This window comes from Streptomyces sp. NPDC056160, assembly GCF_042268205.1.
Lineage (GTDB): Bacteria > Actinomycetota > Actinomycetes > Streptomycetales > Streptomycetaceae > Streptomyces.
Map to the genome: position 1 here is coordinate 38,263 of NZ_JBHJUW010000016.1, position 23,874 is coordinate 62,136.

The 23,874-nt window shown below is 74.9% G+C and carries 14 protein-coding genes; 12 read left to right on the forward strand and 2 right to left on the reverse strand.

Annotated features, from left to right (window positions below; all coding sequences use genetic code 11):
• Positions 1-165: 165 nt before the first annotated feature.
• Positions 166-1,857, reverse strand: a complete 1,692-nt coding sequence (locus ACFC02_RS08575) for a serine/threonine-protein kinase (RefSeq protein ID WP_376354053.1) — start codon at positions 1,855-1,857, stop codon at positions 166-168.
• 521 nt (positions 1,858-2,378) lie between these two features.
• Here ACFC02_RS08575 and ACFC02_RS08580 point away from each other — a divergent pair.
• The 8 genes from ACFC02_RS08580 to ACFC02_RS08615 all read left to right on the forward strand — a co-directional run bounded on the left by ACFC02_RS08580 (position 2,379) and on the right by ACFC02_RS08615 (position 18,627).
• Positions 2,379-6,023, forward strand: a complete 3,645-nt coding sequence (locus tag ACFC02_RS08580; RefSeq protein WP_376354056.1) for an FHA domain-containing protein — start codon at positions 2,379-2,381, stop codon at positions 6,021-6,023.
• Between the two features lie 199 nt (positions 6,024-6,222).
• A complete protein-coding gene (locus ACFC02_RS08585; protein WP_376354058.1) occupies positions 6,223-7,677 on the forward strand; it encodes an ABC transporter substrate-binding protein in 1,455 nt (484 codons plus the stop codon).
• Positions 7,678-7,684: 7 nt separating this feature from the next.
• On the forward strand, positions 7,685-9,037 hold the full coding sequence (locus ACFC02_RS08590; protein ID WP_376354060.1) for a carbohydrate ABC transporter permease: 1,353 nt from the start codon (positions 7,685-7,687) through the stop codon (positions 9,035-9,037).
• Positions 9,038-9,125: 88 nt separating this feature from the next.
• Entirely contained in the window at positions 9,126-10,037 is a 912-nt protein-coding gene (locus ACFC02_RS08595; RefSeq protein ID WP_376354063.1) for a carbohydrate ABC transporter permease, read from the forward strand.
• Positions 10,038-10,213: 176 nt separating this feature from the next.
• Complete coding sequence (locus ACFC02_RS08600; RefSeq protein ID WP_376354066.1) at positions 10,214-12,547, forward strand: CDP-glycerol glycerophosphotransferase family protein; 2,334 nt, start codon at positions 10,214-10,216, stop codon at positions 12,545-12,547.
• 91 nt (positions 12,548-12,638) lie between these two features.
• A complete protein-coding gene (locus tag ACFC02_RS08605; protein ID WP_376354069.1) occupies positions 12,639-14,930 on the forward strand; it encodes a CDP-glycerol glycerophosphotransferase family protein in 2,292 nt (763 codons plus the stop codon).
• Positions 14,931-14,938: 8 nt separating this feature from the next.
• A complete protein-coding gene (locus tag ACFC02_RS08610) occupies positions 14,939-17,221 on the forward strand; it encodes a CDP-glycerol glycerophosphotransferase family protein (RefSeq protein WP_376354072.1) in 2,283 nt (760 codons plus the stop codon).
• 14 nt (positions 17,222-17,235) lie between these two features.
• On the forward strand, positions 17,236-18,627 hold the full coding sequence (locus ACFC02_RS08615) for a hypothetical protein (protein ID WP_376354075.1): 1,392 nt from the start codon (positions 17,236-17,238) through the stop codon (positions 18,625-18,627).
• Here ACFC02_RS08615 and ACFC02_RS08620 read toward each other — a convergent pair.
• The gene (locus tag ACFC02_RS08620; protein WP_376354078.1) at positions 18,617-19,030 is read right to left on the reverse strand and encodes an organic hydroperoxide resistance protein; all 414 of its coding nucleotides are present in this window, start codon (positions 19,028-19,030) and stop codon (positions 18,617-18,619) included. The genes ACFC02_RS08615 and ACFC02_RS08620 overlap by 11 nt on opposite strands.
• A 129-nt stretch (positions 19,031-19,159) precedes the next feature.
• Here ACFC02_RS08620 and ACFC02_RS08625 point away from each other — a divergent pair, with 129 nt between their 5' ends.
• From ACFC02_RS08625 to galE, 4 genes are all read left to right on the forward strand, one after another.
• The gene (locus tag ACFC02_RS08625; RefSeq protein ID WP_376354081.1) at positions 19,160-19,642 is read left to right on the forward strand and encodes a MarR family winged helix-turn-helix transcriptional regulator; all 483 of its coding nucleotides are present in this window, start codon (positions 19,160-19,162) and stop codon (positions 19,640-19,642) included.
• A gap of 151 nt (positions 19,643-19,793) precedes the next feature.
• Positions 19,794-21,080: a glycosyltransferase 87 family protein gene (locus ACFC02_RS08630; RefSeq protein ID WP_376354084.1), complete on the forward strand. Its 1,287-nt coding sequence runs from the start codon at positions 19,794-19,796 to the stop codon at positions 21,078-21,080.
• A gap of 44 nt (positions 21,081-21,124) precedes the next feature.
• Positions 21,125-22,741 (forward strand): glycosyltransferase, encoded by a 1,617-nt coding sequence (locus ACFC02_RS08635; protein WP_376354148.1) that lies wholly within the window; start codon positions 21,125-21,127, stop codon positions 22,739-22,741.
• A 95-nt stretch (positions 22,742-22,836) separates the two neighbouring features.
• A complete protein-coding gene (gene galE / locus ACFC02_RS08640; RefSeq protein ID WP_376354087.1) occupies positions 22,837-23,817 on the forward strand; it encodes a UDP-glucose 4-epimerase GalE in 981 nt (326 codons plus the stop codon).
• Positions 23,818-23,874: the final 57 nt, after the last annotated feature.

The window sequence follows — 23,874 nt, forward strand, 5'->3', positions numbered from 1 at the left end:
CGCGCGACCAGAGCGTGAACAGGCGGGCACCGCGCGACCAGAGCGTGAACAGGCGGGCACCGCGCGACCAGAGCGTGAACAGGCGGGCACCGCGCGACCAGAGCGTGAACAGGCGGGCACCGCGCGCCCAGGAGGCACGCGGCGCCCGCGTCGTCGGTTGCCGGGTCAGTTGCCGCTGAGGTTCTTCACCCAGCCGCCCGCCTGGTGGACCCAGTGGGTCAGCTGGGACCAGTAGCCCCGGCCGGTGCCGATCCAGCCCTGCAACGGGCTCAGCTCCCACACGAGCCAGCCCGCGACGAACAGGATGACGATCGTGAACAGGCAGCCCTTCAGGCAGCCCAGGCCGGGGATCTTCATCGGGTTCGCGCCGCGCTGCCGCGGGGGCCGGGGCTCGCGTGCCGGGCGCTGGGGCTCGGGGGCGGGCGGCGGCGCGTACCGCTGGGGTTCGCGGGGCCGCTGCGGCGCCGGGGCGTACTGCTGCGGCTGGGGCTGCGGGGTCGCGTACCGGGGCTGCTGCGGCGGTTGCTGCTGGGGGTAGCCGTAGCCGGGCTGCTGCGGCTGCTGGTGGTGGGGCTGCTGCTGGGGCCGGGCGACCTGCCGCTGGGGGCGGCGGCGCAGCGGGTCCTCGGTCGGGTCGAGGTACTGCATCTGCGTCTGCTCGTTGCGGTCGCGGGCCGCGCGCAGCTGGGACTGCCAGGGGTGCGGCTGATCCGGCTGCTGTCCCGGCGGCACGGGCGGCATCGCGCGCGTGGGACCCGCGGCACCCTGGGGCATCACGGTGGTCGGATCGGCGGCGCCCAGCGGGCCGTCCGGTCCCTGCGGGGCGCCGGTGTGCGGCAGCACGCTGGTCGCGCCGTTCGGGTCGTACGCGGGTGTGCCGTGCGGCAGGACCTGGGTGGGGTCGGCGGCGCCGGGCACGCCGTCCGGCACGGGCACGGGCGCGGGCGCCGGGTCGGGCGCGAGGAACGCGCCGACGCCCTCCGCGGCGGCGATCTGCGCGGCGTTCGCGTGCACGCCGACGCCCTCGGCGACGACACGCAGGCCGCGTGCGAGGTTCTCGGCGCTGGGCCTCTCGTCGGGGTTCTTGCGCAGGCAGCGCTCGATCACCGTCCACAGCGGATCGGGGATCGTGGAGGGGCGGCGCGGTTCGGCGCTCAGGTGCTGGTGCAGAACCTCCAGCGCGGAGCCACCGGAGAACGGCGGCCGGCCGGTGACCAGCTCGTACAGCAGGATGCCGGCGCCGTAGATGTCGACGGCGGAGGTCTGCGGGCGGCCCTCGGCGGACTCGGGCGCCACGTACGCGGGCGTGCCGACGAACTCGTGGGTGCGGGTCAGCCCCGGCGAGTCGGCCAGGCGGGCGATGCCGAAGTCGGTCAGCATCGGGTGCATCTGTCCGCCGTCCTGCTTCAGCAGGACGTTGGCCGGTTTCAGGTCGCGGTGGACGACCCCGTCGGCGTGGCTCGCGGCGAGCGCGTCGGCGATCTGCGCGGTGAGCAGCGCGGCGGCGACGGGGGTGAGGGGGCCGTTCTCGCGCAGGTAGCGGTGCAGGTCGGGGCCGTCGACGAGGTCCATGACCAGCGCCAGCAGGTCGCCCTCGACGACCAGGTCGCGCACCCGCACGATGTTCGGGTGGGTCAGCCGGAGCAGCACCGACCGTTCCCTGAGGAACCGCATGACGATGTCGGCGTCGTTCGCCAGCTCTTCCTTGAGGACCTTGATCGCGACGGTCTCGCCGGGCTGTCCCGGCACCGCCGCCTCGGCCCCCGCGGTCTCTCGCTGGCGGGCTCGCCAGACGGTCCCGGTGGCACCGCGTCCGAGCGGCTCCTCCAGGAGGTACTTGCTGCCTACCGGCCGCACGTCATGCGCTCCCTGTTGCTTGCCTACGTTCCGACACACTGTAGTGCCGACCCGCCCGGCACCGGCCTGTCGAAATTCCCGGCCCCCGGGTCGGCGTTCCCGGGGGCCCGGGGGTTCCCGGTCACCGGCTCCGTGCCGTGCCGTGCCGTGCCGTGAGTGTCGGCCCAAGTCTTCGTTCGACGTCTCCGTCCGACGCCTCCGTCCGACGTCTTCGTCCGACGTCTTCGTTCGAAGGGAAGACGCTCGATCCGGACCCTCAGGTTGCCGGAAACGGACGTGACCGATCTCAAGCGGTCATCCGCGGGGCATCGGCCAGGCACTTTTGGGGGCAGAGCCGACCAATCAAGATCACTTGGCGGCGGGCGGCGGGCGCGGTGTCAGTGGCAGGTGCGAGGATGCCTGCAGTACTGGCCGACGTGCCCGTGCGGCGGTGGGGGGAATGTCCGCGGTTGGGGGGTCGCGGAGCGGCATCGTCCCCTCCCCGTTCTCGGGCGCCCGCGCAGAAGGGACCGCTGACGGCGATGCAGATCCGGCTGACCGTCGTAGACCCGCTGGGCCCGCCCTCCCCCACGGCCCGGGCCCGCGCCGCGAGCCGTGACGTGCTGGTCACGGCGCCCGCGGGGACGGCCCTGGCCGCGGTGGCCTCGGCCCTCGCCGCCGCGGTCGCCGGTGACGGCGGGGCGGCCTCCGAGCGGGCCGGCCGCGAGCGCGGTGCCGCCGAGCGGGGCGGCCGGGAGCCCGGCGCCGGTCCGGTGGTGCTGTACGCGGGCGCGGAGCGGCTCGACGCCCAGCGCTGCACGCTCGGCGAGCCCCCGCTGCTGGACGGCGCGGTGCTGTCCCTGGGCGCTCCCGCCCAGCCCGAGCCGCACCCCGAGCTGGACGAGGCCCCCACCCGGTTGCACGTGATCGCGGGCCCGGACGCGGGCGGCGTCCACCTGCTGCACGGCGGCCAGATCACGGTCGGCCGCTCCGCCGACGCCGACGTCCCCCTCGACGACCCCGACGTCTCCCGCGTGCACTGCGCGGTGACCGTCGCCCCCGACGGCCGGGTCCAGGTCGCCGACCTCGGCTCCACCAACGGCACGGTGCTGGACGGCCGGCCCGTGGACCCCCGCCCGGTCCGCTTCGCCCCGGGCGCCCTGCTGCGCATCGGCGAGTCCGTCCTGCGCCTGACCCCGTCCGCGGGACCGGCGGCACGCCTGGAGACGGCCCCGGACGGCGAGGGCCACGCGCGCGTGGCCGACACGGCCCCCCGGGGCGTACGCCCCGGCGCGCACCGTACGGAAACGGAACCCCCGGGCCGTACGGCAGCGGAGCCGGGGACGCACACGGGAGCGAGGACGGCGGCGACCACGTCGGGAACCGGCACCGCCGCCTGGGCCTCCGAAGACGCCCAGGGGGCGGCCCCGCACGACTGGGAGCGCGGCCCCACGCAGCCCGCCGACCCCTACCTGGTGCCCGCGCAGAGCCGCGCCCCGCGGATCGAGAGCCGGGACGGGGACACCCACGCGGGCCGGTCCGGGATCGCGGGTCGCCCCGGTGTCCCCGCGGAGGAGGACGACGCCTTCGAAGCGAGCGGCCGCAAGGGCACGCCCCTGCGGGGCACGGAGGTGCCCCAGGGCCTGCGCAGGCGCGGCGGGCTCGGCGCGTGGGCGCGGCGACTGGCCGGCGGGCGCGGCGAACCGGCGGCGGCCCGCGGCGAGGCGTACGACGACCCGGCGGCCGGGGCCCCCGAGCGGACGCTGCCCGAGGCCTGCGCGGCGCCCCAGCTGCCGGAGACCTGGCCGGACCCGGCGGCCCTGCTGCTGACCGTGCTGGGCCCCGGCCCGCGGCTGTGGGAGCGCGGCCCGGCGCACCCCGAGGCCCTGACCGTGCGCCTGGGCACGGCCGACCGCGCCGCGCCCGACGGCTCGGGCCGGCTGCTGCCCGTCGTGCCGGTGACGGCGGACCTGCGCGAGGTGGGGTCGCTGGGCCTGGCCGGACCGCGGGCCCGCCTGTCCGGGCTGGCCCGCGCGGTGCTGGCCCAGCTCGCCGCGCTGCACTCCCCCGACACCCTTGAGATCGTGCTGCTCAGCACCGACCACGCCCGCTCGCTGGAGGAGCGGACGGCGGAGTGGTCCTGGCTCGGCTGGCTCCCCCACGCGCGGCCCGGCCACGGCCAGGACTGCCGGCTGCTGCTGGCCTACGACCGCGAGCAGGCGACGGCCCGCACCGACGAACTCCTGCGCCGGCTGGAGGACCACCTGGCGGACACCCGGGCCCCGGCACCGGCGCCGCTGCGGGCGGACCGCACCGACGCGGCGGCACCGGGCGCCCCGGGCACCGGCGCCGCCGGGCCGGCCGCCCTCCACCAGGACCCCGACGGCTTCCCGTCGCCCGGGACGCACCCGCCCCACGCCCCCGAGGCGGCCCACATACCCGCGCCCGCCCCGCCCACCGCGTCCGCGCCCGCCCCCTCGTCCGCCCGCCGTCCCTCCTGGGCGCGCGAGGCGCACGCGGGCGGCGAGGACGCGTCCGGCTCGGGCCCTGCCGGTGCGGGCGGCGGTTTCGCCGGGCCGTACACCGTGGTCGTCGTGGACGGCGACCCGGGCGGTGCCACGATCCGCGAAGCGGTGGCGCGGCTGGCGCACGAGGGCCCCCGCGCGGGGATCCATGTGGTGTGCCTGGCGGAGGCGGTGGCCGCCTCCGCGGCATCGCCGGTGACGGAGACCTACGAGGCCGCGTGCGCGCTGTCCCCGGTGTTCCGGGAGTGCGGGGCCGTCGCGCTGCTCAGCGGTGACGTGGCGACGGCGCTGCGGCTGATGCGCGTGGCCCGCTCCGGCGGCCAGGCGCAGCGGCCCGTGGCCCCGGGCACCGTGGCCGTGGTGGACGCCGTGTCCCCGGCGTGGGCCGAGCGGTTCGCGCGGGCGCTGGCGCCGCTGCGGTCGGCGGAGGCGGCGGACGGCGACCGGCCCGCCCCGGTGTCGGCGCCGCTGCCGCTCACGGCGCGGCTGCTGGACGAGCTGGGGCTGGCCCGGGCCACCCCGGCGTCGCTCCAGGCCCGCTGGGCGGACGCGGCCGACGACGCCAGGGCGCTCGGCGGCCGGGCCTGGGCGATACTCGGGGCCGGCCCGCGCGGGCCGGTCTGCGCCGACCTCGTGGCCGACGGACCGCATCTGCTCGTCGAGGGCCCGGCGGGCAGCGGCCGGACGGAGCTGCTGCGCTCGGTGGTCGCCTCGCTGGCCGCCGCCGAGCGTCCGGACCGCCTCGGCATCGTGCTGGTGGACGGCCGGGACGGCACCGGCACCGGCCCCGGTGAGGGTCTGCGGGTGTGTACGGACGTACCGCACGTGACGACGCACCTCACCGCCAACGACCCTGTGCGCATGCGGGAGTTCGCCCAGTCGCTGAGCGCCGAGCTGAAGCGGCGGGCCGAGCTGCTGGGGCTGGCCGACTTCGCCGAGTGGCACGGCCGGCGGGGGGTGTCCGGCCGTATCGTCGCCCAGCGCACCGGGCCGCCCGGCGCGGACAGCGGCCCCCGGACGGGGACGGGAGCGGCCGATCTCGACACCCCGCCCAGTTCCACGCTGCGGCTGCGGCCCGCGGCGGCGCGGGCGCGGGCCGAGGCGGCGCCGCCTCTGCCCCGGCTCGTCGTGGTCGTCGACGACCTGGACGCCCTGGTCTCACCGGCGCTCGGTTCGCCCGGCCGGCCCGCCGCCGGGTCCGTGGTGCGCGCCCTGGAGGCGGTGGCCCGCGACGGCGAGCGGCTCGGCGTCCACCTGGTGGCGGCCACCGCGCCCGGCGGGCGTACGGCGCAGACGGAACCGGTCCGCCGGGCCGCGCTGCGCGTCGTCCTCGACCCGCCGGCCTCCGGCCGCGCGGACGGCTCACCGGGCGGCCACGGCTCGGAGTCCGGTGGTCAGCCGGCGCCGGGGCGGGGCCTGCTGACCACCGCCGACGGCCGGACGACCCCGTTCCAGGGCGGCCGGGTCACGGGCCGTATCCCGCGGACGGCGACCCAACGCCCCACGGTGGTGCCGCTGGAGTGGCATCGCATGGGCGATCCGCCCACCCGCCGTTCGGTGCGCGAGCTGGGCAACGGCCCGACGGATCTGGCCCTGCTGGCGAGCGCGTTGGAGCGGGCGGCGCGGGAAGTGTCGGCGGCCCGGGTGCCGTCCCTCATCTGAGTGCCGCTCCGGTGCGGGTCGCCGCCGCCCCGAGCGCCGCGCGAGCCCCGCTCGAACTGCGCTGACGTGCAGTCACGACCTGGTCACGATCACGGGGTTGAGCCTGTGGGCGCTCTTGCCGACATGCGGGCCCCGGCGTAGGACAGTGCAGCACGGGACAGCGCTCGGACGTTCGACGCGGACGAAGAACGGGGCAGTGATGCACAGCACGAGCAGCACCATCCGGACAGACAGGTCCACCAGGCCGGCCCGGTCCGACGGGCCCGCGCGGTCCGCCCGGTCCGCCCGGGCGGCCAGGGCCGCGGCGGTCGTCGCCGCCGGCGCCCTGGCCCTCTCCCTGACCGCGTGCGGCGGTTCGGGCGACGACAAGAAGGCCGACGGCCCGAGCGGCGGCGGGACCACGGGGAGCACGGGCGGCGGCACGACGGTCACCCTGCCCAAGCTGGACGGCGCGTCCCTGGAGGTCGCCGCGGTCTGGACGGGGGCGGAGCAGGCCAACTTCAAGAAGGTCCTCGCGGAGTTCACCAAGCGCACCGGCGCCAAGGTCACCTTCGTCCCCGCACAGGACCCGATCATCAACTTCCTCGGTTCGAAGGTCGCCGGCGGTCAGCCGCCGGACGTGGCGCTCCTCCCGCAGCCGGGCGCCATCAAGCAGGCCGTGGACAAGAAGTGGGCCAAGCCGCTCGGCCCCGAGGCGCAGGCGCAGCTCGCCAAGAACTACTCTCAGGGCTGGCAGGACATCGGCAAGGTCGGCGGCAAGCAGTACGGCGCCTACTACAAGGCCGCCAACAAGTCGCTGATCTGGTACAACGCGAAGGTTCTGGAGGGCGCAGGGGCGAGCGAGCCCAAGACGTGGAAGGACCTGCTGACCACCGCGCAGGCGGTCTACGACTCCGGGGTCACCCCGTTCTCGATCGGCGGCGCCGACGGCTGGACTCTCACCGACTGGTTCGAGAACGTCTACCTGTCCCAGGCGGGCCCGGAGAAGTACGACCAGCTCGCCCAGCACAAGATCAAGTGGACGGACCCGTCCGTCAAGCAGGCGCTCACCACGCTCGCGCAGATCTGGTCCAAGAAGGACTACGTCGCGGGCGGCCAGAGCGGTGCGCTCCAGGTGGAGTTCCCGGCCTCGGTCACCCAGACCTTCACCGGCGGCGACCAGCCGAAGGCCGCCATGGTCTACGAGGGCGACTTCGCGCAGGTCAACATCGGTGAGACCAAGGCGAAGGTGGGCACCGACGCGAAGGTGTTCCCGTTCCCGGCCGTGGGCGCCACCGCGCCGGTGGTCTCCGGCGGTGACGCGGCGGTGATCCTCAAGGACTCCAAGGCGGCACAGGCCCTGGTGACGTTCCTGGCCTCGCCGGACGCGGCGACGATCCAGGCGAGGCTCGGCGGATACCTGTCGCCGAACAAGAACGTGCCGGAGTCGGCGTACCCGAACGACGTGCAGCGCAAGATCGCCAAGGCGCTGATCGACTCCGGCGACAACTTCCGCTTCGACATGTCCGACCAGGCCCCGCAGGCCTTCGGCGGCACGCCGGGCAAGGGCGAGTGGAAGGACCTCCAGGACTTCCTGAAGAACCCCTCGGACGTCGCGGGCACCCAGGCGAAACTGGAGAAGGACGCGGCGGCGGCGTACGGCGGCGGAAGCTGATCCGGCGATGACGTCGGCAGCCGCGGAGGGTGCCGCCGAGCAGACGGCGCCGCCCTCCGTTCCCCCCGCGCGCAAGAGCGTGACCGGCACCCGCAGGACCGTGGCGGCGCTTTTCCTGCTGCCCGCCCTGGTGCTGCTCGGCGCGCTCGTGGTCTACCCGATCGGGTACTCGATCGTCCGCAGTTTCTACGACTCCTCCGGCCACGGCTTCGCCGGGTTCGACAACTACAAGGCGCTGTTCACCGATGACGGCATCCGCACCGCGCTGAAGAACAACATCATCTGGGTGGTGGTCGCCCCCGCGGTCGCCACCGCGCTCGGCCTGGTCTTCGCGGTGCTGACCGAACGGGTGCGCTGGGGCACGGCGTTCAAGCTGGTCGTCTTCATGCCGATGGCGATCTCGATGCTGGCGGCCGGGATCATCTTCCGGCTGGTGTACGACCAGGACCCGGACAAGGGCGTCGCCAACGCGGTGTGGGTCGGCGTCCACGACACCTTCGCGCAGTCGTCGGCGTTCCCCAAGGCCCACCCGGGCCGCGACTCACCGCTCGCGCCCGACCACGGCGGCTTCCTGACCACGAGCCCGGTGCACACGGGCCAGTCGGTGGCGCTGCCGCTGGTCGGCGTCGCCCCCGACCAGATGCCGGGCAGCGCGAGGAAGGCGGTCCAGGCGAAGGCGGAGCCGGGGAAGATCACCGGCACCACCTGGCAGGACTTCACGCGCGGCAAGGGCGTCGGCAGGCTCGGCGCGGTGGACCCGGCCGAGCTGGGTTACGCGGGCATGCGCATCGAGGCGGTCAAGAACGGCGAGGTGGTGGCCACGGCGAAGGCCGCCGCCGACGGCACCTTCACGCTGCCCGCGCAGGCCGACGGGGCACGCCTCAGACTCCCCGCGGACAACTTCAAGGCCCCGTACAACGGCGTGGACTGGCTCGGCCCCTCGCTGGTCACCCCGGCCATCATCGGCGCGTACGTGTGGATGTGGGCCGGTTTCGCGATGGTGCTGATCGCCGCGGGCCTCGCCGGTGTGCCGCGGGAGCTGCTGGAGGCCGCCCGCGTGGACGGCGCGAACGAGTGGCAGGTGTTCCGCAGGGTCACCGTGCCGCTGCTGGCCCCGGTGCTCGCGGTCGTCGCGGTCACGCTGATGATCAACGTGCTGAAGATCTTCGACCTGGTCTTCATCATCGCCCCCGGCTCCTCGCAGGACGACGCCAACGTGCTGGCCCTGGAGCTGTACCGCAAGGGCTTCTCCGAGGGCCGCCCGGGCGTGGCCAGCGCGATCTCGGTGTTCCTCCTGCTGCTGGTGATCCCGGTGATGGTGTTCAACATGCGTCGGCTCAGGCGGGAGGTGCGGCGATGAGGGGGCCCCACGCTCTCCGCCGGGGGTCCGGGGGCCGTCCCCCGGGTGAACACAGCAACATGAGGCGGCTGCGGCGGGAGGTGCGGCGATGACGAGCGAGGCCGTCACGAAAGCGCGGGCGGTGCCCGCCGCGCCGCCCGCGCGGGCCCGGCAGCCGCTCGGTTCCCGGCTCGCCGAGATCGCCGGCGGGGGCCTGGTCCGGGTGTTCCTGATCCTGGTGGGCCTGTTCTGGCTGGTGCCGACGATCGGTCTGCTGCTGTCGTCGCTGCGCTCACCGGAGGACATGAGCGCAGGCGGCTGGTGGACGGTGTTCACCAAGCCCTCCCAGCTCACCTTCGGCAGCTACCAGAAGCTGCTGGAGAACGGCGACATCACCCACTCCCTCCTCAACACCGCCCTGATCACGGTCCCGGCGACGGTGCTCGTGGTGGTGGTCGGCTCGCTGGCGGGCTACGCGTTCGCGTGGATGGAGTTCCCGGGCCGCGACTGGTGGTTCCTGGCCGTGGTCGGCCTGCTGGTCGTGCCCGTGCAGGTGGCGCTCATCCCGATCGCCGAACTGTTCGGAAAGATCGGCCTGTTCGGCACCATCTTCGGGGTGATCCTGTTCCACACCGGCTTCGGCCTGCCGTTCGCGGTGTTCCTGCTGCGGAACTTCTTCGCGGAGATCCCGCGCGAACTGCTGGAGGCGGCCCGCCTCGACGGTGCCGGTGAACTGCGCCTGTTCGCACGGGTGGTGATGCCGCTGGGCGGGCCCGCCATCGCGAGCCTCGGCATCTTCCAGTTCCTGTGGGTGTGGAACGACATGCTGGTCGCGCTGGTGTTCACCAAGTCCGGCACCCAGCCGATCACGGTGGCCCTGCAGACGCAGGTACGCCAGTTCGGCAACAACGTCGACGTCCTGGCGCCGGGCGCGTTCATCTCGATGGTGATCCCGCTGGCCGTGTTCTTCGCGTTCCAGCGGCAGTTCGTGTCCGGGGTGATGGCGGGCGCGGTCAAGTAGCCGCCGCGCACCGAGCGGCGACCCACGCGGCCCCCAGGGGGCGGACCGGCACCGGTCCGCCCCCTTCCGTTCACCCGCGATCCCCCGTATGCCGTAGCGAACCGTAACCAATTCACTCCATCGGCCGTTTCCGGGCACGGCAGCACCGACCGCCCGCGCGACCCTTGGATGCCCCGTTGCCCAGGTTCAGTGTCATCGTCCCCGCGTACCGCGTTCAGGCGTATCTGCACGAGTGCCTGGAGTCGGTGCTCTCCCAGTCCTTCATGGACCTCGAGCTGATCGCCGTCGACGACTGCTCGCCGGACGCCTGCGGGGAGATCATCGACGAGTTCGCGGCCCGCGACCCGCGCGTGCGCGCCGTCCACCTGGACGGGAACCAGGGCCTCGGCGCCGCCCGCAACGCCGGGATGGCCCGCGCCGGCGGCGAGTACCTCGTCTTCCTGGACGGCGACGACACGCTCACCCCGGACGCGCTGTGGGCGATCGCCGCCCGGCTGAAGGAGACCGGTGAACCGGACGTCCTCGTCCACGGCTTCGCCCGCACCGACTGGACCGGTCGGCCCGTCCCCGACCAGGTCACCGCCCCACTGCGCCAGGACGGCCCGGCCCCCTTCCGGCTGGCCGACCGCCCGGAACTGCTCAGGGTGCTGATGGTCGCCTGGAACAAGACGTACCGGCGGGACTTCGTGCGGCGCGAGGGCCTCGCCTTCCCGGACGGCTACTACGAGGACACGCCCTGGACGTACCCGGTGCTGCTGGCGGCGGAGTCGATCGCGACCCTGGACCGGGTGTGCGTGCACTACCGGCAGCGCCGGCAGGGCAGCATCCTGGGCACCACCACCCGCCGGCACTTCGACGTCTTCACGCAGTACGACCGCCTCTTCGCGTTCCTGGACCGGCGCCCCGAACTGGCCTGCTGGCGGCCGGTGCTGTTCCGCCGCATGGTCGACCACCTCACCACCGTGTTCACCCGCCCCGGCCGGCTGCCGCGCGGCTGCCGCGCCGAGTTCCTGCGCCGGGCCCGCACCTACTACCGCCGCTACCGCTGCCCGGGCGCCCGCCTGGCCCTGCGCCCCCGGCTGCGGCACGCCCTGGTCCGGTTCGGCCTGCACCGCACGTTCCGCCTGCTGCGGCTTTCGATGACCCTGCGCCGCCGGACCGCCAAGGCCGCCGTCACCTCGCTGCGCGCGCTGCGGGCCGCCCTGCTCCAGGCGCACTACCGGCTCCAGCTGTGCCTGCCGCTGCGCGCCGACCGGGCCGTGTTCGCCGCGTACTGGGGGCGCGGGCACGGCTGCAACCCGGGCGCACTGGAGGCCGCGTTCCGCGAGTTCGCGCCGCACATCCGCACGGCGTGGATCGCGCGTCCCGGCCACCACCACGCCACCCCGGCCGGCACCCGGCCGCTCACCCCGGGCACGGCGGCCTACTGGACGGCTCTGGCCCGCTCCAAGTACCTGGTCAACAACGTCAACTTCGACCGCCGCCTGGTCAAGCGGCGCGGCCAGGTGTTCGTGCAGACCCAGCACGGCACACCGCTCAAGCACATGGGCCTGGACCTCCAGGAGCGCCCCGCGGCGGGCGGCGCCATGGACTTCGCGGACCTGCTGCGCGGCGTCGACAAGTGGGACTACGTCCTGTCCGCCAACCGGCACACCACGCTGACCTGGGAGCGCGTCTACCCCGGCCGCTACACCACGCTGGAGTACGGCTACCCGCGCAACGACGTCTTCCAGCGGGCCACCTCGGTCGACGTGGCGGCCCTGCGCGCGGCCCTCGGCGTGCCGGACGACGTGGTCGCGGTGCTGTACGCGCCGACCCACCGCGACCACCGCCGCACCCAGCGCCCCGCCCTCGACCTTGAGCGCCTCGCCCGGCGCCTCGGCCCGCGCTTCGTCGTCCTGGCCCGCGCCCACTACTTCCACGACGGCCCGCTCACCAGCGCGCGCCACGGCCCCGCCGAGGACGGTCCCGCCCAGGACACGCCGGACGGTCCCGCGCCGGGCGGCCGGGTCATCGACGTCAGCGCCCACCCGAGCGTCGAAGCCCTGTGCCTGGCCTCCGACGTCCTGCTCACCGACTACTCGTCGATCATGTTCGACTACGCCAACCTGGACCGCCCGATCGTGCTCCTCACCGACGACTGGGAGGCGTACGAGGCGGCCCGCGGCACCTACTTCGACGTCCGCGCACGTCCGCCCGGCGCGGTCGCCCGCACCCCGGACGAGCTGGTCGACATCCTGACCGGCGGCCACTGGCGCGGCTCGCGCTCCGCCCAGCTGCGGGCCGCCTTCCGCGAGCGGTTCTGCCCCCACGACGACGGACGCGCCGCCGAGCGGGTGGTACGGCACGTGGTGCTCGGCCAGAGCGACGAGGCGGCCGGGCTGCCTCCCGTCGTCCCGCTCGCCGAGCGCCACCCGGTGCCGTCGCGGGCCGCCGCGGACCGGGCCCGTTCCCGGCTGGCCACCGTGCCCCCGCCCGCGGGCCCGCAGACCGTCACCGAGAGCCACTGACGCGAGCCCGCCGACAGCCACCGGCAAGAGCCTGAGCCTGACCGAGAGCACCCGCCGAGAGCACCCGAAGAGAGATCGAAGAGAGAGCCCCATGCCGCGCTTCAGCATCATCGTCCCGTCCCACGGTGTGGCGGGCCGGCTGTCCCTGGCCCTTGACTCGGTCCTCGCCCAGTCCTACGGCGACTTCGAGCTGATCCCGGTGTGCGACGGGCCCGGCGCCCCGGCCACCGACGTGGCCGCCGCACACGCCCGCCGGGACTCACGGGTGCGGCCGGTGCACTCCCCGCCGTCCGCGGGCCTGAGCGGCGCGCGCAACGCCGGGGCGGCCGCGTCGACCGGCGCGTACCTGCTCTTCCTGGACGGCGACGACGTGCTCACGCCGGGCGCGCTGACCGCGCTGGCCGGCCGGCTGGAGGAGACCGGTGACGTCGACGCGCTGTACTTCGAGCACGAGCGGACGCCCTGGTGGGAGGGGCTGCCCCTGCCACCGGACCCGGCCGGCGTCCCTCCCGGCGGCCTTCTCGGCGGCCTTCCCGGCGGGCTCCTTGGCGGTCTTCCCGGCAGGCTGCCCGCGCACGTCTTCGCGCCCGGCCAGGCCCCGCACCTGACCGGTGTGCGGCTGCCCGCGTGGAGCGCCGCCTACCGCCGCGCCTTCGTGACCGGCCGCCGTCTCGCCTTCCCGGCCGGGCACCACACCGACCTCGGCTGGGGCGGCGAGGTCGTCGTGGCCGCCGAGCGGATCGCCGTCCTGCGCCGCGTCGTCGTACGGCACCTGCTGCGCCGGCAGGGCAGCAGACTCGAACTCCCGGGCGAGCACCAGTTCGACCTCCTCGACCAGTCGGAACGGGTGCTCGTCCGGGCCCGCGCACAGGGCCTGTCCGCGGAACGCTACGCCGCCCTGTTCGCACACGTCATGGAGGTCGTGACGGAGACGGCCCGGCATCCGGGGCGGGTGCCGGCGGGCCGCCGCCGCGCCTTCTTCGACCGGGCACGGCTCCTGGACCGCGGCCACCGCCCGGCCGGCCCCCGGCCGCCCGCGGACCGCCCCGGACTGCCGCACCGGCTGCCCGCGGCCCTGGCCTACCCCGCGTTCCGCGCGCGGACCGCCGCCGCCGGGGCCGCCGGGCGGGCCGCGCGGGCGGGCGCCGGCGCCGCCTCCAGGCTGCGCGCCGTCCGCACCCGCCTCGGCTACCGGTGGCACCTGCGCCGGCCGCTCGACGACGACCTCGTCGTGTACTGCGCGTACTGGGGACGCGGCTACGCCTGCAACCCGGCCGCCCTGCACGCCAGGGCCCTCGAACTCGCCCCGCACCTGCGCGCGGTGTTCCTGGTCGAACCCGGCCGGGAACACACCCTGCCCGAGGGCGTCGACCACGCCCTGATCGGCAGCCCCCGTGCCTGGAAGGCGCTGGCCCGCGCCAAGTACCTGGTGAACAACGCCAACTTCGCCGACGCCGTCGTCAAACGGCCCGGCAGCGTGCACGTCCAGACCCAGCACGGCACCCCGCTGAAGACGATGGGCTGCGACCAGTCGACGTACCCGGTGGTCGCGGCCCAGACCGGCAGCTTCACCAAACTGCTGCGGCGCGTGGACCGCTGGGACCACAACCTCTCCTCCAACCGGCACTCCACCGAGATCTGGGAGCGGGCCTTCCCCGGCGCGTACGAGAACCTGGAGTACGGCTATCCGCGCAACGACCTCCTGCTGACGGCGGGCGCCGGGGACGTGGCCCGCGTCCGCCGCGCGCTGGGCGTGCCCGAGGGCGCGACGGCCGTCCTGTACGCCCCCACCCACCGCGACCACGCGACCGGTTTCGAGCCCGGCCTGGACCTGGAGGAGTTCTGCGCGACGGCCGGCGACGACGTCGTCGTACTGCTGCGCGCCCACTACTTCTACGACCGGGGCGGGCGCGCGGCCAGCGGCCGGGTCATCGACGTGACCGCGCACCGCTCCACCGAGGAGGTCTGCCTGGCCGCCGACGCGCTGGTCACCGACTACTCGTCGATCATGTTCGACTACGCCAACCTGGACCGCCCGATCGTCGTGTACGCCGACGACTGGGACGTGTACCGCGAGACGCGGGGCGTCTGCTTCGACCTGATGCGGACGCCGCCCGGCCCGGTGGCGCGCACCCCGGGGGAACTGGCGGCCCTCTTCCGCGAGGGCTCCTTCGCGGGGGCCCGGTCGGCGGCGCTGCGGGCGGCGTTCCGGGAGCGGTTCTGCCAGTTCGACGACGGCCGGGCCGCCGAACGCGTCGTACGCCGGGTCTTCCTCGGCGAGCCCGAGGTGGCGCTGCCGCCCGTGGTCCCCCTCGCCCGGCGTGCCCCGGCCCCGGCCGCCGTCCCCTTCATGAGGGCCGCCGTCCCGTTCGTGAGGAGCTGACGAGAGCAGTGCCCCGCTTCAGCATCATCGTCCCCTGCTTCAAGGTGCAGGGCTTCCTGCGCGAGTGCCTCGACTCGGTCCTCGGCCAGTCCTTCCGGGACATCGAGGTGATCGCCGTCGACGACCGCTCCCCGGACGGCTCGGGCGCGATCCTCGACGAGTACGCCGAGCGTGACCCGCGCGTGCGCGTGCTGCACCTGCCCGAGAACGCCGGGCTCGGCCGCGCCCGCAACGCCGCGATGCCCCTGGCCACCGGCGACTTCCTCTTCTTCCTGGACAGCGACGACACCCTCACCCCGGGCGCGCTGCGCGCCATGGCCGACCGGCTGGCCGAGACCGGCGACCCGGACGTGCTGGTCTTCGACTACGCGCGCACCTTCTGGTGGGGCGGGACGCGGCGCAACGCCCTGGCGAGGGTTCTGGCCGAGGCGGGCGAGGGGACGTTCACGGCGGCCGAGCGGCCGGAGATCCTGGACCTGCTGATGGTCGTGTGGAACAAGCTGTACCGGCGCGACTTCGTCGAGGCGCACGGCTTCGCCTTCCCGCCCGGCTACTACGAGGACACGCCCTGGACGTTCCCGGTCCTGCTCACCGCCGGCCGGATCGCCGTGCTCGACCGGATCTGCCTGCTGTACCGCCAGCGCCGGCAGGGCAACATCCTGTCCACCACCAGCCGCAAGCACTTCGACGTCCACGACCAGTACGAGCGGGTCTTCGCGTACGTGGACGCGCACCCGGAGCTGGCCTCCTGGCGGCCGTACCTGCACCGCAAGATGGGCGAGCACTGCCTGGACATCCTCGCCAAGCCGGACCGGCTGCCGGCGGCGGACAAGGCCGAGTTCTTCCACCGCACGGCCGAACTGTTCCGCGCGCACCGGCCCGCGGGCGCACCGGTCGGCGCTGACCTCGCCGTCCTGGAGGGCGGTTACGCGGCCTACCGGCTGCGGCGGCAGGCCGAGCGGGCCGAGCGGGAGCTGGGCCGGCGGGCGCGGCGGGTCCGCCGGGTGGCGGCGCGCGGGGTGAAGGGCGGCTGGGCGGCGGTGCACGGCCGCCGCCCCCTGGACCCGGACCTCGTCCTGTACTCGGCGTTCTCGCACCGCGGGGTGCTCGGCGATCCGGCGGCCGTCCACCGCAAGGCGCGGGAGATCGCCCCGCACCTGCGCGGGGTCTGGGTGGTCCGCGACGCCGAACAGGCGCGGCGGGCCGGGCTGCTGCCGCCCGATGTCGAGTACGTCCTGCCCGCCACCCCGCGCTTCCGCCGGCTGGCCGCGCGCGCCGGGTACTTCGTCAACAACGTCAACTGGCCCGACGTACCCGCCAAGCGCCCCGGCAGTGTGCACATCCACACCCATCAGGGCACCCCGCTGAAGTACATGGGCGCCGACCTGCTGGCCAAGCCGGGCGCCCGGCACGGCCTGGACGTCCCGGGCACGCTGCGCCGCGCCGACCGCTGGGACCACAGCCTGGTCGCCAACCGCCACTCCGAGCTGGTGTGGGAGCGGGCCTACCCGTGCCGCTTCGTCTCCGCGCGCACCGGGAGCCCGCGCAACGACGTCCTCGTGCGGGCCGGCGCACGGGAAGGCGACGAGCCGGGGGCCGCGGTACGCGCCCGGCTCGGCATCCCGCCGGACCACACGGTGGTGCTGTACGCCCCGACGCCGCGCGAGTACCGGCGCGGCGGGCACGTGGAGCGTTTCGACGCGGCCCGCCTCGCCGCGGACCTCGGCGAGGGGCACACCCTCGTCGTCCGGCTGCACCCGGCGCTGGCGGCGGGCCCCGCGCGCGGTCTGGGCCTGGCCGAGCTGCACCGGCGCGGGGTGCTCGTCGACGCGACGGACGAGCCGTTCGTCGAGGAGGTGATGCTCGCCTCCGACGTCCTCGTCACCGACTACTCCGCCCTGATGTTCGACTACGCCACGCTGGACCGGCCGATCGTGGTGCACGCCGACGACCTCGGCGCGTACACGGCGAGCCGGGGCCTGTACCTCGACATCACCGCGGAGCCGCCGGGCCACGTGTCGCGCTCCTACCGGGAGCTGGCGTGGCTGCTGGCCTCCGGGACCTGGCGGGACGCGGAGTCGGCGCGGCTGCGGGCGGCGTTCCGGGCGCGCTTCTGCGAGTTCGACGACGGCTGGGCGGCGGAACGGGTGGTGCGCACGCTGCTCCTCGGGGAGGAGGGCTGGACCCCGCCCGGACCGGCCGCGCCCGCCGCTTCCGTCCGGTCCGCGGCGCCCGGTTCCGCCCAGGTGCCCGCCCAGCTCTCCGGCCACGGCCGGCTCGCCCCGTCATGAGGCCCCGCGCCCGGATGCGGGAGGCGGCATCCCGCCTGCGCGGGCCGCGCGGCTGCGTCCTGCTCCTGGCCGTGCTGTTCGCGCTGCTCCAGCTCGGCACCGTCACCGGCCGGGACACCCCCGACACCAAGAACTACCTGTCCTACGCCCTGAGCCTGCGCGGCACGGACAAGCGCGCGACGGCGGCCGTCACGATCGACTACGCCTGCGCGGGCCGGGCCGCGCGGGCCCGCCGCGAGCAGAGCGTGGACGTGCTGCGCTTCCGCGCGCCGAGCCCGGCCGCCCGGGTGGCGAAGGAGTGCCGCACCGAGCTGGGGCGTGCCGTGGAGACGCGGCTGCGGGCCGGGCAGACCGGCGGGCACACCCTGCCGTTCATGCCGGTGCGCTTCATGCGGATCTTCGAGGTGCGGCCCGGCTACCCGGTGTTCCTGCTCCCCTTCGTCAGCGTCCTCGGGGCGACCTGGGGCCTGTGGGCGGCGGGCGTGACCGTGACGGTGGCGGGCGGCGTCCTCGTGTACGTGCTGCTGCGCGGGCGCCGGGTGCCCGCGCCCCTGGCGCTGACCGGCCAGGGGCTCTACTACGTCCTGCCGTGCGGCACCACCGCCATGCGCCCGATGACCGAGGGCCTGATGACGGCGCTGACCCTGACGGCGCTGTGGGGCTGTGCCCTGGCCCTGGACGGGCGCGGCCGGTGCGGGCCCGCGGTGGTGGGCGGCGCGCTGCTCGCGCTGTTCACGGTGAAGCACTCCCAGGCGCTGTTCCTCGGCCTGGCCCTGGCCGCCGCGGGCGCGCTGATCACCGTACGGCGGCGGGCGCGGCACCGGCCGGCGGGGCGCGCGCTCCTCGCGGTCACGGCGGTGGCGTGCTGCGCGGTCGCCGGCACGCTGCTGGTGGCGCGGGCGCTGCACTACCCGTCCGAGTACGACAGCCTCCAGGACCTGCTCACCGACCACTACGCCCGGCCCGACCGGGCCCGTCCGTGGCCGGAACTGCTGCGGCTGGAGGCCGGCTTCTGGCGGGAGTGGCTGCGCCGGCAGCTGTGGCAGCCGCTGTTCGCCGCGCTGCTCGCCGCGGGCGCGTGGGGCGCGCTCAGGGCCCGTCCCGGTTCCGGTCCGGGGCCCGGCCGGGCGTTCGGCGCCTTCGTGGTGGCGGCCGCGGCCACCGGGTTCCTCAACCAGGCGGCGCATCCCGACATCACCGTGTGGGGCGAGCGGCTGATCGTGCTGGCCTGGCTGCTGCCGGTGCTGGGGCTGCCGCTGCTGGCCGCCGCGCCGGCCCCGGGGGCGCGCCGGCCTGCGGCGGGCATCCCGGGCCCACGCGCGGAGAGCACGGAGAGCGCAGAGGGCGCAGCGGGCGCAGCGGGAGGGGAACGGAGTCCGGAGGGGACGGGGAAGGTCACTCGATGACGAGTTCGACCGGGATGTTGCCGCGGGTGGCGTTGGAGTAGGGGCAGACCTGGTGGGCCTGCTCGACCAGGTTGCGGCCGGTGGCCTCGTCCACGGTGTCGGGCAGCTCGACGCGCAGGGTCACGGCGAGCGCGAAGCCCTCGCCCTGCTTGCCGATGCCGACCTCGCCGGTGACGGCGGCGTCGCTCACGTCCACCTTGGCCCGGCGGCCGACGACGGCGAGGGCGCTGGCGAAGCAGGCCGCGTAACCGGCGGCGAAGAGCTGCTCCGGGTTGGTGCCCAGGCCGTCGCCGCCGAGTTCCACCGGCGGGGCGAGCTGCACGTCCAGCTTGCCGTCGGAGCTGAAGGCACGGCCGTCGCGGCCGTGGGTGGCGGTGGCGACGGCGGTGTAGAGCGCGTCCATGGAGATCCGTCCCTCTCGTACGTCGTACGCCGGCGGGCGCCGGGTCGGCGTCCTGTCCGGACAGCCACGATTAGAGCACACAATTCAATTGTGCACAACTAAATGACGCGCCCGAGGTACCCTGGGGCCATGACGACCGAGGTACCGCGGACCTGCGCCCCCGACGAGGAGTGGCTGCGCCTGGACCGCCAGATCTGCTTCGCGCTGCAAGCCGCCTCCCGCGCCTTCACCGGCGTCTACCGCGGCCTCCTGAAGGACCTTGGCCTGACCTATCCGCAGTACCTGGTGATGCTGGTGCTGTGGGAGGACGGCGAGACGCCCGTGAAACGGCTGGGCGAGCGCCTGCGCCTCGACTCCGGGACCCTCTCCCCGCTGCTCAAGCGCCTGGAGGCGGCGGGCCTGGTGGCCCGGGAGCGCAGCGCGCGCGACGAGCGGTCGGTCCAGGTGCGGCTGACCGGCGCGGGCGCGGCCCTGCGCGAGCGGGCCGCCCTGGTGCCGCACCGGATCGCGACGGCGACCGGCCTCGACGCCGAGGAGGCCGCCGATCTGCACCTGCGCCTCACCCGGCTCACCGACGCCCTGGACGCGGCGGCACGGGACCTCCCCGACTGACAGGACCCCGGCGGATCACGTCGCGGGGCGACCCCTGACCCCCCGCACACTCGTCCGGAATGACCGATCGGGCATGCTTGGCGACTTCTTACCGGTGATTGCTCGCGTATCAACGCGGACGCGGCATTGACGCGGTCTACGATCCGGCGTGATGAGTGCCTTCCCGAGCGTGCCGCGTGCCCTGGTCCGCGCGTCGAGCGGACACCGCTTCCTCGCCCTGACGGCCGCCTGGCTCCTCACGCGCGCCGTGATGCTGTGGCTGCTCGCCCACGACACGCTGCCCGGCCTGGGCGGGGGCGCGGTGGCACGCGAGGTGTGGAAGCTGTACCACCGCTGGTACGTCGTGCTCTCCCAGGGCGCCTTCCCGGCGCACGACACGCTGTGGCAGTACCCGCCGGGCGCCGGCCCGGTACTGCTGTCGCCCGCGCTGCTGCCGGGGCTGACGTATTTCCGGGCCTTCGTCGCCCTCACCCTGACCGCCGACGCGCTGATCGCCCTGGCGCTGGCCCGCGCGGGCACCCGGCCGGGCCGCAGCGTGCGCGGGGCCGTCTACTGGACGCTGGTCCTGCCGCTGCTGCTGCACGTCCCGCTCGCCCGCTACGACGTCCAGGTCACCGCCTTCGCCGTGCTCTCCCTGCTGGCGCTGCGCCGCTCCCCGCGCGCGTGCGGCACGCTCGCCGCGCTGGGCGCCCTGGTGAAGGTGTGGCCCGCCCTGGTGCTCCTGGGCGCCCCCCGGGGCCGTACGACGCGCTCGGCGTGGACCTGGGCGGCCGGGGCCGGGGCCCTCGTCGCACTGGTCCTCGCCGGGGTGTTCCGCAACCCGCTGGCCTTCGTGCGCCAGCAGGGCGGCCGGGGGGTGCAGATCGAGTCGTTCGGCGGTACGGTGCTCGCCTTCGCGACCCACGCGGGCTGGCCGGGCACCGTGCGCTACCAGTACGGCGCGCTGGAGTTCACCGGCCCGCACGTCACGACCGTGGCACATGTCTCACTGGCCCTGTCCGCGGCGGCCCTCGCACTGCTGCTGCTCTGGCGCGTCCGGGCCCGGCACTGGACGGCCGCGACGCCCTGCGACGCCGCGCTGAGCGCCGTCCTGCTGTTCACCGTGACCAGCCGGGTGATCAGCCCGCAGTACATGATCTGGCTGGTGGGACTCGCCGCGGTGTGTCTCACCTCACGGGAGACCACACAGCGCCCGGTGACGGCGCTGATCGCCCCCGCCTGCCTGGTCAGCGCGATCGCCTACCCGACGCTCTACAGCCAGGTCGCGGGGTGCACCTGGACGGGTTGTGTGTTGATACTGACCCGAAACGGCCTGCTGGCCACGGCCACGGTAGTCTCGTTCGTCCGGCTGTGGCGCTCGACGAGACCCGTGGTGCCCCGCAGACAACCCGAGCAGGACCCGCACCGTCTTCCGTCCGGGACACTGAGTTCCACTTAACGGGAGATTACCGACCACACCTACGATATTCGGCCGTGGACTCCATGCACCTGCACCCGCAGCAGACCCCGCACGTCAGCGTCGTCGTCATCGGCTTCAACGATGTCGACCGCATAGCGCACGCGGTGCGTTCCGCGCTCGTCCAGGGCCCCATGGTCCGCGAGGTCGTCGCCGTCGACGACTGCTCGACCGACGGCACCCATGAGCTGCTCAGACGCCTCGCCGAGGACGAGCCGAGGCTGCGGGTGATCCGGCGCGAGAGCAACAGCGGCGGCTGCGGCAGCCCACGCAACACCGGCATCGACGCGGTGACGTCGCCGTACCTGATGTTCCTCGACAGCGACGACGTGCTCCCGCCCGGCGCCGTCGACGCGCTGCTCACGACGGCCGACCACGAGGACGCGGAGGTCGCGGGCGGGCTGTGCGTGCGCCGCGAGCTGCCCTCGGGCCGCGAGGTGCCGTGGCAGGGCGAGCTGTACACGCGGACCACCGTCCTCGCGCACCCCGCGCAGCAGCCCGGGATCGTGCACGACACGCTGTGCGTCAACAAGCTGTACCGCACCGCCTTCCTCCGTGAGCACGACATCCGCTTCCCCGAGGGCCGCTTCCCCTACGAGGACATCGTCTTCGCCGCGCGGGTCCTGGCCGCCGGGCCGCGCATGGCCTTCGTCCCGGACCACGTGTACGTGTGGAACGTACGCCGCTCCGCCGAACAGCTGTCGATCTCGCTGGACCGCGCGCACGTCGAGAACTGGCAGGCGCGCACCGAGGCGAACCGGCAGGCGTACGAGATCCTGCTGAACGCCGGGCAGAAGGAGCTGGCGCGGGCGGCCCGCGCCAAGTTCCTCGAACACGAGCTGCGCATGTACGCCCGCGAGCTGACCCTGCGCGACGCGAAGTACCGCCGCGCCTGGTGGACCCACACGCGCGCGTACCTGCGGGAGTACGACGCGGGCGACTGGACGGCCGAGCCGACCGCGCCCGGCCGCCTCATCGCCCGGGTCGTCCTCGCCTCGCCCGAGCCGCGCGACCTGCCCCGGCTGAAGGAACTGGCCGCCCGGCCGGACCGGCTGTGCCCGCCCTACGCGCGCGGCGAGGAAGGCGTCCCCGTCTGGGCGGACGACCTGCCCCAGCTCACCCTGGAGCCCTACCTGGCCCGGCCGGCGCACCGGCTGCCGCTCTGCGTGGACGCGGCGCTGCGTCCCCGCTCGCGGGGCGCCACCCTGCTGCGGCTGCGCCTGCACGAGATGTACGGGCAGGTGGCGGCCGCGAAGCCGCGGACGGTGGAGGTGGAATGGCTGCACCGCGAGGCGGGCCGCGTGGCGCAGCGCGCCACGGTCGCGCTGCGCCCTGACGCGGGGGACACCTGGCGGGCCGACACGGTCGTGGACCTGGCGGCCCTGGGTGCCGGGACCTGGGACCTGCGGCTGCGGGTGCGCTTCGCCGACAGCACCGCCCGCGAGGTGACCGGGCACGCCGGGGCGGACACCGGCCTGCTGCGCCGCAGCGTCGTGCCGAGCCTGCGCTTCGGCGTCCTGCTGGTCCAGCCCTACGCCACGCACTCGGGCGCGCTGGCCCTGCGCCTGGCCACCGGCTGGCGCGGCGCCACCACGATCCTGCGCGGCCGGGTCCGCCGCCTGCTGGGCCGTGGAACCGGATAGGGACGCGAACGCATCCCAGCTCACAGCAGACTGAACCATTTGCACCACCTGCACCACCTGCACCACCTGGGCCAACTGACGAGGAGACGCCCACCATGACCTGGCTGATCACCGGCGGCGCCGGCTACATCGGAGCGCACGTCGTCCGCGCGATGACCGAAGCGGGCGAGCAGGCCGTCGTCTACGACGACCTGTCCACGGGCATCGCAGAGCGCGTCCCGGACGGGGTCCCCCTGGTGGTGGGCTCCACCCTGGACGGGGACCGGGTGGCGCGGACCCTCACCGAGCACGGGATCACCGGCGTCATCCACCTCGCGGCGAAGAAGCAGGTCGGCGAGTCGGTGGAGCTGCCCCTGCAGTACTACCGGGAGAACGTGGAGGGCCTGCGCGTCCTGCTGGAGGCCGTGACGGCAGCCGGGGTGGGCGCCTTCGTGTTCTCCTCCTCGGCGGCCGTCTACGGCATGCCGGACGTGGACCTGGTGACCGAGGAGACGCCGTGCGCGCCCATGTCGCCGTACGGGGAGACGAAGCTGGCGGGTGAGTGGCTGGTCCGCGCGACGGGCCGGGCCACGGGCCTGTCCACGGCCTCCCTGCGCTACTTCAACGTGGCGGGCGCGGCGGCCCCGGAACTCGCCGACACCGGCGTGTACAACATCGTCCCCATGGTCTTCGAGAAGCTGACGGAGAACGCGCCGCCGCGCATCTTCGGCGACGACTACGCCACCCCCGACGGCACCTGCATCCGCGACTACATCCACGTGGTGGACCTCGCGGAGGCCCACGTGGCCACGGCCCGCGCGCTGCGCGCCGCCCCCGGCCTCGACCTGACGCTGAACATCGGCCGCGGGGAGGGCGTCTCGGTGCGCGAGATGATCGACACGATCAACTCCGTCACCGGTCACCACCGCGCGCCGACGGTCACCCCGCGCCGCTCCGGCGACCCGGCCCGCGTCGTCGCCTCCGCCGACCGCATCACCGCGGAACTCGGCTGGAAGGCCAAGCACGACGTCCACGACATGATCACCTCAGCCTGGGCAGGCTGGCTCCACCACCACCCTCAGGCGCCCCGCGCCTGAGAGCCCGCCCGCCCGCCCGCGCCGGCCGCCGCGGGGCCGCGTGGGCCGGGCAGCCGG

Coding starts and splice junctions, on each gene's coding strand:
- ACFC02_RS08595 (WP_376354063.1), top strand. CDS start 9,126: ATGACGAGCGAGGCCGTCACGAAAGCGCGGGCGGTGCCCGCCGCGCCG.
- ACFC02_RS08630 (WP_376354084.1), top strand. CDS start 19,794: ATGAGTGCCTTCCCGAGCGTGCCGCGTGCCCTGGTCCGCGCGTCGAGC.
- ACFC02_RS08635 (WP_376354148.1), top strand. CDS start 21,125: ATGCACCTGCACCCGCAGCAGACCCCGCACGTCAGCGTCGTCGTCATC.
- ACFC02_RS08580 (WP_376354056.1), top strand. CDS start 2,379: ATGCAGATCCGGCTGACCGTCGTAGACCCGCTGGGCCCGCCCTCCCCC.
- galE (WP_376354087.1), top strand. CDS start 22,837: ATGACCTGGCTGATCACCGGCGGCGCCGGCTACATCGGAGCGCACGTC.
- ACFC02_RS08620 (WP_376354078.1), bottom strand. CDS start 19,030: ATGGACGCGCTCTACACCGCCGTCGCCACCGCCACCCACGGCCGCGAC.
- ACFC02_RS08605 (WP_376354069.1), top strand. CDS start 12,639: ATGCCGCGCTTCAGCATCATCGTCCCGTCCCACGGTGTGGCGGGCCGG.
- ACFC02_RS08590 (WP_376354060.1), top strand. CDS start 7,685: ATGACGTCGGCAGCCGCGGAGGGTGCCGCCGAGCAGACGGCGCCGCCC.
- ACFC02_RS08615 (WP_376354075.1), top strand. CDS start 17,236: ATGCGGGAGGCGGCATCCCGCCTGCGCGGGCCGCGCGGCTGCGTCCTG.
- ACFC02_RS08625 (WP_376354081.1), top strand. CDS start 19,160: ATGACGACCGAGGTACCGCGGACCTGCGCCCCCGACGAGGAGTGGCTG.
- ACFC02_RS08585 (WP_376354058.1), top strand. CDS start 6,223: ATGCACAGCACGAGCAGCACCATCCGGACAGACAGGTCCACCAGGCCG.